At 75.5% G+C, this 12097-nt stretch carries 12 protein-coding genes and 1 other RNA gene; 7 read left to right on the top strand and 6 right to left on the bottom strand.

The window, feature by feature from the left end; all coding sequences use genetic code 11:
* A partial coding sequence (locus JQN70_RS19420) for an NAD(P)/FAD-dependent oxidoreductase (RefSeq protein WP_307836109.1) occupies positions 1–1271 on the top strand: 1271 nt, incomplete at its 5' end.
* Positions 1271–1468 (top strand): hypothetical protein, encoded by a 198-nt coding sequence (locus tag JQN70_RS19415; protein ID WP_204133035.1) that lies wholly within the window; start codon positions 1271–1273, stop codon positions 1466–1468. The genes JQN70_RS19420 and JQN70_RS19415, both read left to right, overlap by 1 nt.
* A gap of 21 nt (positions 1469–1489) precedes the next feature.
* On the opposite strand, the gene JQN70_RS19410 is transcribed toward JQN70_RS19415, so the two are convergent.
* Genes JQN70_RS19410 through JQN70_RS19390 form a run of 5 tightly spaced genes read right to left on the bottom strand, consistent with a single transcriptional unit; the run spans position 1490 to position 5786 of the window.
* Positions 1490–2095 (bottom strand): DUF5063 domain-containing protein, encoded by a 606-nt coding sequence (locus JQN70_RS19410; protein ID WP_307836108.1) that lies wholly within the window; start codon positions 2093–2095, stop codon positions 1490–1492.
* Entirely contained in the window at positions 2088–2690 is a 603-nt protein-coding gene (recR, locus tag JQN70_RS19405) for a recombination mediator RecR (protein WP_204133034.1), read from the bottom strand. The genes JQN70_RS19410 and recR overlap by 8 nt, the downstream gene beginning before the upstream one ends.
* 57 nt (positions 2691–2747) lie before the next feature.
* Positions 2748–2972 (bottom strand): heavy-metal-associated domain-containing protein, encoded by a 225-nt coding sequence (locus tag JQN70_RS19400; protein WP_204133033.1) that lies wholly within the window; start codon positions 2970–2972, stop codon positions 2748–2750.
* 52 nt (positions 2973–3024) lie between these two features.
* The gene (locus JQN70_RS19395; protein WP_204133032.1) at positions 3025–3723 is read right to left on the bottom strand and encodes a lysophospholipid acyltransferase family protein; all 699 of its coding nucleotides are present in this window, start codon (positions 3721–3723) and stop codon (positions 3025–3027) included.
* Positions 3720–5786, bottom strand: coding sequence for a DNA polymerase III subunit gamma and tau (locus JQN70_RS19390; RefSeq protein WP_204133031.1), 2067 nt, complete (start codon positions 5784–5786; stop codon positions 3720–3722). Before JQN70_RS19390 ends, JQN70_RS19395 begins: the two co-directional genes overlap by 4 nt.
* Before the next feature lie 76 nt (positions 5787–5862).
* Between JQN70_RS19390 and JQN70_RS19385 the strand changes: the two genes are divergently transcribed.
* Genes JQN70_RS19385 through JQN70_RS19375 form a run of 3 tightly spaced genes read left to right on the top strand, consistent with a single transcriptional unit; the run spans position 5863 to position 8819 of the window.
* Positions 5863–6513, top strand: a complete 651-nt coding sequence (locus JQN70_RS19385) for an ABC transporter ATP-binding protein (RefSeq protein ID WP_307836107.1) — start codon at positions 5863–5865, stop codon at positions 6511–6513.
* Positions 6510–7925, top strand: a complete 1416-nt coding sequence (locus JQN70_RS19380; RefSeq protein WP_204133030.1) for a hypothetical protein — start codon at positions 6510–6512, stop codon at positions 7923–7925. Before JQN70_RS19385 ends, JQN70_RS19380 begins: the two co-directional genes overlap by 4 nt.
* A 54-nt stretch (positions 7926–7979) precedes the next feature.
* The gene (locus JQN70_RS19375) at positions 7980–8819 is read left to right on the top strand and encodes a DsbA family oxidoreductase (RefSeq protein WP_204133029.1); all 840 of its coding nucleotides are present in this window, start codon (positions 7980–7982) and stop codon (positions 8817–8819) included.
* Positions 8820–8965: 146 nt separating this feature from the next.
* Here JQN70_RS19375 and ffs read toward each other — a convergent pair.
* An RNA gene (ffs, locus tag JQN70_RS19370) (signal recognition particle sRNA small type) lies at positions 8966–9062 on the bottom strand.
* Positions 9063–9317: 255 nt separating this feature from the next.
* Between ffs and JQN70_RS19365 the strand changes: the two genes are divergently transcribed.
* Positions 9318–10682, top strand: coding sequence for an MFS transporter (locus JQN70_RS19365; RefSeq protein WP_204133028.1), 1365 nt, complete (start codon positions 9318–9320; stop codon positions 10680–10682).
* A gap of 229 nt (positions 10683–10911) precedes the next feature.
* A complete protein-coding gene (locus JQN70_RS19360; protein WP_204133027.1) occupies positions 10912–12042 on the top strand; it encodes a ScyD/ScyE family protein in 1131 nt (376 codons plus the stop codon).
* Positions 12043–12097 lie beyond the last annotated feature (55 nt).

Raw genomic sequence — 12097 nt, 5'->3', positions numbered from 1 at the left:
GGGCGGCCCGCATCGGGGGCGCGACCTTCACCGCCGACACGCGGTCGCTGCGGCTCGAGGTCGCCGCCCCGGTCCGGCGCGGGCGCGGGCGGCCCCTGCGGCCGCACGGCCGGCGCGGCACCGTCCTCGCCCGCGACCTGCTCGGCCTGCGGCGCCAGCCGCTCCTCGCCGTCGGGGGCGCCCGGGCGGCCACCGTGCTGTGGGAGCTGGGGTACGGCGGGCGGGTCGTGCTCCTCGGCGCCGCGGAGCACCCGCCGTACGAGCGGCCGCCGCTGTCCAAGGGCTACCTCCTCGGCGACGACCCGTTCGAGAAGGCCCTGGTCCACCCGCTCGGGTGGTACGCCGAGCACGACGTCGACCTCCGCCTCGGGGTCACCGCCACCGGGCTCGACACCGACGCCCACGTCCTCACCACCTCCGCCGGCGACCTCACCTACGAGCGCCTCCTCCTCGCCACCGGCGCCGAGCCCCGGGTCCTCGACGTCGCCGAGGAGGCCGACGTCCCGGTCGCCTACCTGCGCACCCTCGAGGACTCCGACCGGCTCCGCGCGGCCTTCGGCGACGGGAAGCGGATCGCCGTCGTCGGCGGCGGGTGGATCGGCCTCGAGGTCGCCGCCGCGGCCCGTACCGCCGGGTCCGACGTCACCGTGTTCGAGATGGAGGACCTGCCGCTGCTGCGGGTGCTCGGCCCGACCGTGGCCGAGGTGATCGCCGACCTGCACCGCGAGCACGGCGTCGACCTGCGGCTCGGCACCGAGGTGACGGTGCAGGACCTCGAGGGCGCCGACCTCGTCGTCGCCGGCATCGGGGTGCGCCCCCGGGTCGACCTCGCGCACGACGGCGGCCTCGACGTCGACGACGGCGTGCTCGTCGACTCGCGGCTGCGCACCTCCGTCCCCTCCGTCCTCGCCGTCGGCGACATCGCCAACCACGCGCACCCGCGGCTCGGCCGGCGGATCCGGGTCGAGCACTGGGACACCGCGATCAAGCAGGGCAAGGTCGCCGCGCACAACCTCGCCGGCGGCGACGAGGAGTACGAGGAGATGCCCTACTTCTTCACCGACCAGTACGACCTCGGGATGGAGTACGTCGGCCGCGCCTCGGCCGAGGACGAGGTGGTCGTCCACGGCAGCCTCGAGGACCGTGAGTTCCGCGCCTACTGGCTGAGCGACGGCGACGTCGTCGCCGCGATGCACGTCAACGACTGGGACGCGAGCGACGTCATCAAGGAGGCCGTCGAGTCCGGCGAGCTGCCCGACGAGGAGGCGTGATGACCCGCCCCGTGGCCCTCGTGCTCGGCGTGGTGCTCGTCCTCGTCGGCCTGCTCTGGACCGGTCAGGGGCTCGGGTGGATCGGCGGCAGCCCGATGACCGGCGTCACGCTGTGGGCCGTCGTCGGGCCGGTCGTCGCCCTCGTCGGGCTGCTCGTCGCGCTGCGCGGCGGACGGGGCCGCACGCCCCGCGCCTAGCGACGCCGCCGCCGACGCGGCTCAGGGGTGCAGCGCGTCGAACTCGGCCTCGGAGACGACCTCGTCGTCGGCGTCGAGCCGCACGTGGGCGAGCAGGGTCTGGACGACGCGCAGCGCGGCCGCGGCCCGCTCGCCCCAGTCCGAGAGGTAGCTGAACTGCCACCACCACAGCGCCTCGAGCGGCCGGCCCGCCTCGTGGTGCTGGAGGCCGTGGGCCAGCGCGCCGGCGACCGCGACGAGGTCGTTGGACACCGACCCGACGCCGAGCTCGGGGGTGGTCAGCGGGTCGACGACGTCGGCGTACTCGTCGAGGCCCTCGAAGAGGTTGGCCAGGCCCTCGCGCAGCGGGGCGAGCTCGGGGTCCGGGGTGTCGGGCTCGAAGCGCTCCTCGGGCACGACGTCCTGGACGGCCCCGAGCCGGGCGCCGGAGACGAGCACCTGGGACAGGGCGAGCAGGAGCATCGGAAGGGCGGCGTCGGGGGCCTCGCCGGCGGCCAGCTCGCGCAGCGTCGTGAGGTAGGTGCGGGCGTCCATCGCCGTCTCGTCGGCGAGGTCGGCCCAGTCGGCGGCGACGGCCTGCGTCGCCTCTCCGGTCGTGGTCCCGGGCCCGGTCGTCGTCTCAGGCACCGATGAGCCTCCGTCCCTCGAAGGCCCGCCCGAGCGTGACCTCGTCGGCGTACTCGAGGTCGCCACCGACCGGCAGGCCGGACGCGAGCCGGGTGACCCGCGGGACCCCGATGTCGCGCAGCATCCGCGAGAGGTAGCTGGCGGTCGCCTCGCCCTCGAGGTTGGGGTCGGTGGCGATGATGACCTCGGTGACCGCGCCGTCGCCGAGCCGGGCGAGCAGCTCGCGGACCCGCAGGTCCTCCGGGCCGATGCCGTCGATCGGGCTGATCGCGCCGCCGAGCACGTGGTAGCGGCCGCGGAACTCACGGGTCCGCTCGATGGCGACGACGTCCTTCGGCTCCTCGACGACGCAGATGGCCGACTCGTCGCGGCGGGGGTCGGCGCAGATGCGGCAGCGCTCGGCCTCGGCGACGTTGAAGCACACCTCGCAGAAGCGCACCCGGGCCTTGACCTCGGACAACGCGTGCGTCAGGCGCTCGACGTCGGCGGGGTCGGCCTGGAGCAGGTGGAAGGCGATGCGCTGGGCACTCTTGGGACCGACACCCGGCAGCCTGCCGAGCTCGTCGATGAGGTCCTGGACCGCGCCTTCGTACACGCCCCCGAGCCTACGGCCTACGGGCCGTGGAGGGGCGACGAGCCGCGCCGCGCGCGCTCAGGCGGGGGCGAGCCGGTAGCCGCCGGCCTCGTCGAGCGCGGCGGTGACCTCGGCGTCGGTGAGGTCGCGGTCGGCCGTGACGGTGACCGTGGACGCACCGTCGGCGACGACCTCGACCCCGACCTCGCGGACGCCGTCGAGGGCGGTCAGCTCGTCGGTGACGGCCTGGGCGCAGTGCCCGCAGGTGAGCCCGGTGGCGCGGAACTCCTGGGTGGTGGCCATGCGGGGTCCTCTCGTGCTGTGGATACCTCCCCCCAGTATCCGCCCGGCCGGCTCAGATGCCGACGGCGGCCCCGGTGTTCTCCGGCGGGAGCTCGTTGTGCGTGTCGGCCCGCTCCTGCCCGGTGAGCCCGGCGATGGCGTCCATCACCTCGTCGGTGAGCAGCCGGCGCGCCCTGCCGGCGGGCATCCCGGCGTACGGCTCGGGGCTGATCGGGGGCCCGAACGAGACCCGGACCCTCGCGCCGGGCCGCGGGAAGCTCGAGCCGACCGGCTGGACCTCGTCGGTGCCGACCAGCCCGACGGGCACGACCGGCACGCCGGCCGTGAGCGCCAGCCAGGCGACGCCGGTGCGTCCCTTGTAGAGCCGGCCGTCGCGCGAGCGCGTGCCCTCGGGGTAGATGCCGAAGGCCCGCCCGGCGCGCAGCACCTCGAGGGCGGAGTCGAGCGACTCCTGGGCCGCCCGCGAGGAGTGCCGGTCGACGGGGATCGCCTCGATGGCCTCGAAGAAGCCGCGGCGGACCGTGCCGCCGATCCCGGTGCCGGTGAAGTAGTCGGACTTCGCGAGGAAGCTGACCGGGCGCGGCGCGACGATGGGGATGGCGAAGGAGTCGATGAAGGACAGGTGGTTGCTCGCGAGGATGACGCCGCCGGTGCGCGGCACGTGCTCGGTGCCGGTGATGGTGGGCCGCCAGACGAGCTTGGCGGTCGGGGCGGTGACGAGGTGGCCGACGCGGTAGGCGAGCCGGCTCACCGCGGGTCCTCGTGGATGACCGTGCCGCCGAGGATGCGCTCGACGACCGGCACGCCGACGTCGGTGGCGTCGTCGATGGACTCGTCGTCGTCGCTGATCGCGGTGTCGTCGACGACGTGCGGCGCGACCTCCTCCTGCTCCTGCTCGGCGGCCACGGCGGCCTTCGCCTGCTCGAGCGGGCTGGCCCAGGCCGGCGCGGACTCCGGGGGCGGGGGCGCGTCGGACCAGCTGGGGGCCTCGGAGCGGGGGGCGGCCGGGGCCACCCCGACGTCCTGCACCGGCGCGGCATCCGGGGCGGGCGCCTGGGGGGCCTCGAACGCGGGCGCGGTTGCGGCAGTGGGCGGCTCGGGCGGGGGCGCGACGTCGCCGGGGACACCCTCGACCCGGGCGTCGACCCCGAGGACGTCGATGAGCGCCTGCCGCACGTACTCGGCGTGGGCGCCGCGGCGGAAGGTCTCGGCGAGCCCGGTGGTGGAGATGGCGAGGACGACCCGCTGGCCGTCGTACTCCTGGATCTGGGCGTTCTGGGCGACGAAGGTCCAGGTGACCCGCTTGTTGCGGCTCAGCCACTCGAGGACGTCGGGCCACGAGCGGCGCAGGGCGTCGGTGTCGATGCCGCCGGGACCCTTGGCCGCCGCGGGCGCCGGGGCGGGGGCCACGACCGGGGCCGGGGAGGGCACCGCCTCCGGGGTGGCCGGCGGCGGGGGCGCGGGCTCCTCGGTGCGGGCGGGCCCGGGCTCCTCGAGCGTGGGCCGCTGCGGCTCGGTGGGCCGCTGCGGCTCGGCCGGGGCGGACGTCGGCGCCGGCGAGGGCGCGGCGACCGGGGCGGGTGCCGGCGCGGCGACCGGGGCGGGCGGCAGCGGCGGCGGGGCCGGGGCGCCGGCGGCCGGCGTCGGCACCCCGCCGACGTCGAGCCGCCGCTCGAGCCGGTCGAGGCGTGCGGCGTACCCGGCCTCCCCCGCCGCCCCCGGCAGGAGGATGCGGGCCGCGATGAGCTCGAGCTGGAGCCGGGGCGCCGTCGCGCCCGTCATCTCGGTGAGCCCGGCGTTGACGACGTCGGCCGCGCGGGAGAGCGCACCGGCGCCGAAGGCCGCCGACTGGCGGCGCATCCGCTCGAGCTGGTCCTCGGGCAGGTGGCGCAGCACCTGGGCGGCCCCCTCCTGCACGGCGGCGACGACGATGAGGTCGCGCAGCCGCTCGAGGAGGTCCTCGACGAAGCGCCGGGGGTCCAGGCCGGTCTCGACGACGCGGTCGATGGCCCGGAAGACCGCCGCGGCGTCGCCGACGGCGAAGGCGTCGACGGTGGCGTCGAGGAGCTCGCCGTCGGTGAACCCGAGGAGCGCGGCCGCCGACTCGTAGGTGAGCCCGGCGTCGTCGGAGCCGGCCATCAGCTGGTCGAGGACCGAGAGCGAGTCGCGCACCGAGCCGCCACCGGCGCGCACGACGAAGGACAGCACGCCGGGGGCGACCGGTACGGCCTCCTTGGCGCAGAGCTCCTCCATGTAGGACTGGAGCCGGGCGGGGGGCACGAGCCGGAACGGGTAGTGGTGGGTGCGCGAGCGGATGGTGCCGATGACCTTTTCGGGCTCGGTGGTCGCGAAGATGAACTTCACGTGCTCGGGCGGCTCCTCGACGATCTTCAGCAGGGCGTTGAAGCCCTGCGAGGTGACCATGTGGGCCTCGTCGATGATGTAGATCTTGTACCGGCTCTGGGCGGGACCGTAGGACGCCCGCTCGCGCAGGTCGCGGGCGTCGTCGACGCCGCCGTGGCTCGCGGCGTCGATCTCGATGACGTCGACCGTGCCGGCCCCGCCGCGGGCCAGGGCCACGCACGAGTCGCAGGTGCCGCACGGCTCGGGGGTCGGGCCGTTCTCGCAGTTGAGGCAGCGGGCGAGGATGCGCGCGCTCGTGGTCTTGCCGCAGCCGCGCGGGCCGGAGAAGAGGTAGGCGTGCCCGACCCGTCCCGTCCGCAGCGCCTGCATGAGGGGCTCGGTGACGTGCTCCTGCCCGATGACGTCGGCGAACGTCTCGGGCCGGTAGCGGCGGTAGAGGGCGGTGCTCACCTCCCCGACCCTAGCCGTCGTGACGGACACCCGGCACGCCCGTCCCGCCCCCTGGGGACGGCCGTGGGATGAGAGGGTGGCCGACGTGACCGGCACCCTCGTCGAGGCCCTCGAGGCCGCCAAGGACGTCGACGGCGCCGTCCTCCTGCCCCCCACCTCGTTCGCCGCGCAGCCGGGCACCTGCGTGGTGCTCCGCGGGCCGAACGGCGCCGGGAAGACCACCCTGCTGCGCCTCGTCGCCGGCCTCACGGCGCCCACCGCGGGCACGGTCACCCTCGACGGCGTGGTCGCCGACGAGCGGGACGCCGCCACCCGGGACGCCGTCGCCGCGCTCGTCGGGCCTCCGGCCACCTACCGCGACCTCACGCTGCGCGACCACCTGACCCTCGTCGACGCCACGTGGGGCCGCGACCCCGCCACCTGCGACGAGCGGGTCCACGCGGCCCTCGACCGGTGGGGCGTCACCCACCTCGACGAGCGCTTCCCGCACGAGCTGTCCTCCGGGCAGGCGCACCTGTTCCACCTGTCCCTCACGTGGTTCCGGCCGGCCCGCCTCCTCGTCCTCGACGAGCCCGAGCAGCGCCTCGACGACTCCCGGCGCCTCCTGCTCGGCCGCCTCGTCCGCGAGCGCTGCGCCGAGGGCACCACCGTCGTGATGGCCTGCCACGACCCCGCGGTCACCGAGGCCGTCGCCGACGCCGTCGTCGACCTGCCGGACGCGACGTGAGCGACGTCGTGCCCGACCGCGAGCGGTTCGAGGACGCCTCGCACGTCCTCCACGGGCCGGCGGGCTCGACGGCCTGGCGCCAGCTGCTCTACGTCCTCTACGTCGTCGCCATCCTCACCGGCCTCTACGGGTTCACCGTGACGCGGGCGGTCGTCGAGGTCTACGGGCCGGGGTGGCGGGCCGCCGGGGCGACCGGCCCGGTCGCCGCCGGCGGGGCCGTGCTCGTCGTCGTCGCGCTCGTCCTCGCCCACCTCGTCGGCCGCCGGCGCGGCCCGGTCACCCCCGACCCGGCGTGGGTCGACCTCGTCGTCGCGTCGTCGGTCGACCGGGCGCTCACCCTTCGTGAGTCGTGGCTCGTGCCGTGGCTGACCCTCCTCGTGGCCGGCGGCCTCGTCGGCGGCGTCGGGGGTGCCGCGCTCGTCGGCGGCGGGGCGACCGGGCCGCTCGCCCTGCCGGTGGGCTTGGTCGGCGGGCTGCTCGTCGGGGCCGGGCTCGCCGGCTCGTGGCTCGCCGGGCAGGTCGCGGCCGACCCGGCGGGAGCGCCACGGCGCGGACCGGCCGCGGTCGCCGGCGTCCTGCGCACCCGGGCCACCCTGCGCGGCCTCGGGGTCGAGGGCCTGCGCGCGCACAGCCTGCGGGCGGCCCGCATCGGGGGCGCGACCTTCACCGCCGACACGCGGTCGCTGCGGCTCGAGGTCGCCGCCCCGGTCCGGCGCGGGCGCGGGCGGCACCTGCGGCCGCACGGCCGGCGCGGCACCGTCCTCGCCCGCGACCTGCTCGGCCTGCGGCGCCAGCCGCTCCTCGCCGTCGGTGGCGCCCTGCTCGTCGCCCCGGGCGCGGCGGCGACGGGATGGGTCGTCGCGGCGCACCCGCCGGTGGCCGTCGCGGTGCTCGGGGTCCTCGGTCTCCAGCTCGGGGCGGGGGTCGTCGCCGAGGGCCTGCGGCTGCACGGCGACACCCTCGGCGCCCCGCGCCTGCTTGGCGGCTCGGTGCGCGGCCAGGCGCTGGCGCACACCGGCACCCCCGCCCTCCTCCTGCTGCTCCTCGGCGCACCGGTGGCGGCGGTGACGGCGGGGGCGCTCGCGGGACCGGTGGCTGCCGCCGGGGCCGTGCTCGCCGTGGTCGGTGTCGCTGTCGTGGTGCTCGCCGGGCTGTGGCTCGCCTCGTTCCGGGGACAGCCGCCGATGAGCGCCTTCGGCGCCGGCAACGGGGCTTCGACGCTGCTCGCGTGGTGGGCCTGGCCGCGGGTCGTCGCCGTCACGGCCGGGGCGGTGGTCCTCGTCCGGCTGGCCCGGCTCGGGGCGGGGGAGGCCGGACCGCTCTCGGTCGCCGTGGTCGTCGTCGTGCTCGCCGTCCTCGTCCCGGTCGCCGACGGCGCCCTCACCCGGGCGGCGGCCGCACACCGGGGCTGACCCGAGGGACGGGACCCGTCGTCCGCGCGGCCCGGCGCGACGTACGCTCGGGGGGTGCGCATCGACGTCTGGTCCGACATCCTCTGCCCGTTCTGCCACCTGGGACGGCGCCACCTCGAGCTCGCCCTCGAGCAGTTCGAGCACGCCGACGAGGTCGGGGTCGTCTGGCACAGCTTCCAGCTCGACCGCAACGCGGCGGCCGTCGACGACACCCCGCAGATCGACCGGATCGCGCAGAAGTACGGCGTCCCGCGCGAGCAGATGGTCGCCCAGCACGAGCAGATGGCGCGCGACGCCGCCGAGGTCGGCCTCGACTTCCAGTGGGAGCGGCTGGTCGGCGGCAACTCGTACGACGCCCACCGGCTGATCCACCTCGCCCGCTCGCTCGACCTCGAGGGCCCGGTCACCGAGCGGGTCCTGCGCGCCTGGTACTCCGAGGGCGCGGCCGTCGGCGACCACGAGACGCTCGTCCGGCTCGGTGTCGAGGGCGGGCTCGAGGAGGAGGCCGTCCGGGCGCTGCTCGCCGGCGACGACTTCGGCATCGACGTCCGCACCGACGAGGCGCTCGCCTCCCAGATCGGCATCACGTCGGTGCCGATGTTCGTCCTCGACCAGAAGTACGGCGTCACCGGCGCCCAGCCGGTCGAGGCGCTGCTCCAGGCCGTCCGGCAGGTGTGGGACCTCCAGGGCACCGAGCCCGAGGTGCCCGCCGCCGGCGGGGGCTGCGGGGGCGGGTGCTGCGGCGGGGCCTGCGGCTCCGGCGGCGGCGCCGAGGAGGCCGTCGCCGACGAGGCGGCCGGTGGCTGCGGGTGCGGCGCGGGCGGCTGCGGCGGCGCCTGCGGCCCCGAGGCGCACGACCACGCCGGCGAGCCGGAGCCCACCACCGCCCGCTGACGGGGCCTTCCGCACCTCCCGCCCGGTCGAGGTGAAACCCGACCCCGATCCGGTCGCCCATCACCTCGACCGACCTCACGGCCACCCCGGTCGAGGTGAAACCCGACCGTCAGACGGTCGGACATCACCTCGAACCCGCCGCGGGAGACGAGGACACCCCGCGTACCTGGAAGAGCCCACCTGCCCTTGCTGCATTCCTGCCCTGGGGGAGTTCAGTGGGGTACCACCACGCGGGGTGCCGACCACGATCGTACGGGGCCGACCCCGGGCGGCGGAAATCCCGGACCACCACCCCACACCCCGGCGCCCGCGCCTCCCCGCCGGTCGAGGTCGCGCGACATGCGGACGATCGGGCGCGCGCACCGGCGTGTCGTGGGACCTCGACCGGCCATCGCGCGTCCCGCGCACGCGCTGTGGTCCGGCGCCCCACGACCACGGCGGATCTGTGGGTGCACCGAACACCCCCCTCGCGCGCCCACGGGCCTACCGTCGCGTCCCATGTCCGACACCGTCGTCAGCCAGAGCCCCGGCACCGCGCCCTCCGCGCCGTCCCGGACCAACATCGTCAAGATCGTCTTCGCCAGCGTCGTCGGCACCGCCGTCGAGTGGTACGACTTCTTCCTCTACGGCTCCGCGGCCGCCCTCGTCTTCGGGACCCTGTTCTTCCCCGAGTCCGACCCGCTGACCGCCACCCTCCTCGCCTTCGGGACGTACGCGCTCGGCTTCGTCGCCCGCCCGCTCGGCGGCATCGTCTTCGGCCACTACGGCGACAAGGTCGGGCGCAAGAAGATGCTCGTCGTCTCGCTGCTGATGATGGGTGGCGCGACCGTGGCCATCGGCCTGCTGCCGACCTACGCGACCATCGGCGTCGCGGCCCCGATCCTGCTCCTCGTGCTCCGCCTGCTCCAGGGCTTCGCCGTCGGCGGCGAGTGGGGCGGTGCGGTGCTCATGGTCGCCGAGCACGGCAAGGACGAGCACCGCGGCTTCTGGTCGAGCTGGCCGCAGGCCGGCGTCCCCTTCGGCAACCTCCTCGCCACCGGCGTCCTCTGGGTCCTCGCGCTCTTCCAGTCCGACGAGGCCTTCAACGCGTGGGGCTGGCGCATCCCGTTCCTGCTGTCGGCGGTCATGGTCCTCATCGGCCTCTGGGTCCGCTTCAGCCTCGAGGACGCCCCCGTCTTCGCCGAGGCCAAGGCCGAGCTCGAGGCCACCGACACCAACCACCTGCCGATCCTCGAGGTCGTCAGGCGCTACCCCAAGGAGGTCCTCCTGGCGATGGGGATGCGGATGGCGGAGAACATCTCGTACTACATCTTCACGATCGTCGTCATCACCTACGTCACGACCTACCTCGACGCGAAGAAGGGCATCGTCCTCGGGGCGCTGCTCGCCGGCGCCGCGATGCAGTCGGTCCTCATCCCGCTCATCGGGGCGCTGTCGGACCGGGTCGGCCGACGCCCGCTCTACCTCGTCGGCGCGGTCGGGGTCGGGGTGTGGGGCTTCCTGTACTTCCCGCTCGTCGACACCCTGAGCGGCCCGAAGATCATGCTCGCGACGCTCGTCGGACTCTTCTTCCACGCCCTGATGTACTCGCCGCAGGCCGCGTTCTTCTCCGAGCTGTTCGGCACCTCGGTGCGCTACACGGGCGCCTCGGTCGGCTACCAGCTGGCGTCGATCTTCGCCGGGGCCCTCGCGCCGATCATCGCCGTCAAGCTGCTCGGCGACGTCGACACGAAGAACACCACCGCCGTCGCGGTCTACCTCGCGGTCGCCGCGGCGCTGACGGTCGTCTCCGTGCTCCTCGCCAAGGAGACCCGGGCCTCCTCCCTCCGGCACGACCGGGTGGTCACGACGACCCGCGACTGACACCGCACCCCCGGCGACGGGGCCCGGTCCGAGCACTCCTCGGGCCGGGCCCCGTCGTCCGTGTGATGGCCCGATCGGGCCCTTGACGTGCAGCGATGCCAACCGACAGGCTGTCCCCCGGCGCCACACGTGACCTGGGTCACATCGCGGTGCCGCGACCACCACCGGCCGCGACACCGTCCTCTGGGAACCGTCGCGGCCTCGAGGCCGCGGACTGCAGGGAGTCCTCATGACACGACCACCACGGCTGCTCGCCGCCCTCGGCACGGCCACCGCACTGCTGCTCCTCCTCCCGCCGGCGGGTGCCTCCGCGCACCGCGGCCACCCGAAGCCCCCCACGCCGGTCGTCCTCGCGGACACGTTGGCCGCGCCCTTCAACCTCGACATCTCGAACGGCAGGGTCTACCTCGCCGACGGCGGACTCGGGGTCGTCGGGAGGCTCGGACGGGGAGGGGCCGTCGACCCGATCGCCACCGACCAGCCCGGCGCCTCCGGCGTGGCCCGCTCCCGCGACGGCAGGCGGCTCGCGTGGACGACCACCGTCACCGACCCGGACACCTTCGAGAACGCCGAGAGCGGGCTGACCATCTCCGGGCCCGGGAGCCGGATGGTCCACGCCGACACGCACGCGTTCGAGGCCGCGCGCAACCCCGACGGCCGCTACCACTACGGCGTCCGGAACCCGAGCCAGTGCGTCGCCGACGCGTTCACCGCGGCCGGCTTCCCGTACGACTACATGGGCGGGGTCGACTCGCACGCGTACTCGGTCGCCGCGTACGACGGCGCCTGGGTCGTCGCCGACGCCGGGGCCAACGCGCTGTTCTCGGTCTCGAACTCGGGCCGCGTGCGCACCCTCGCGGTGCTGCCGCCGCAGCCGCTGGAGCTCACCGCCGAGATGGTCGCCGCGCTCGGGCTGCCGTCGTGCGTCGCCGGCGTCACGTACTCCTTCGAGGCCGTGCCCACCGACGTCGAGGTCGGCCGGGACGGGTGGCTCTACGTCACGACGCTGCCGGGTGGCCCCGAGTCGCCGGTCCTCGGCGCGCGCGGGTCGGTCTACAAGGTGAACCCGCACACCGGTGCGGTCCGCCGGGTCGCCACCGGCTTCCTCGGCGCGACGAACCTCGCGCTCGGGAAGCACGGCGAGATCTACGTCGCCGAGCTCTTCGCGGGCCAGGTGTCGACCGTGCGCCACGGGAAGCCCGTGCCGTACGTCTCGCTGCCGGGCGTCGTCGCCGTCGAGTCCGACTGGTACGGCGACCTCTGGGCCGCCACCCTCGGCAACGAGGACCCGCCGGCGCCGGGCACCATCGTGCGCATCACGCACGGGAAGGTGCACCACGAGGCGACCATCCGGCGCTGAGCGCCCCGGGACGGGGAGGGCGCGGAGCGGGGCCGCGCCCTCCCTCGTCGATTTC

Origin of the sequence: Phycicoccus sonneratiae (assembly GCF_016887965.1) — a bacterium.
Taxonomy (GTDB): Bacteria; Actinomycetota; Actinomycetes; order Actinomycetales; family Dermatophilaceae; genus Phycicoccus; species Phycicoccus sonneratiae.
This window is presented reverse-complemented; position numbering and strand designations above follow the sequence as displayed.

Bases quoted from the DNA above. Each gene is read 5' to 3' on its own strand.
- JQN70_RS19365 (WP_204133028.1), top strand. From the start codon at position 9,318: ATGTCCGACACCGTCGTCAGCCAGAGCCCCGGCACCGCGCCCTCCGCG.
- JQN70_RS19400 (WP_204133033.1), bottom strand. From the start codon at position 2,972: ATGGCCACCACCCAGGAGTTCCGCGCCACCGGGCTCACCTGCGGGCAC.
- JQN70_RS19360 (WP_204133027.1), top strand. From the start codon at position 10,912: ATGACACGACCACCACGGCTGCTCGCCGCCCTCGGCACGGCCACCGCA.
- JQN70_RS19415 (WP_204133035.1), top strand. From the start codon at position 1,271: ATGACCCGCCCCGTGGCCCTCGTGCTCGGCGTGGTGCTCGTCCTCGTC.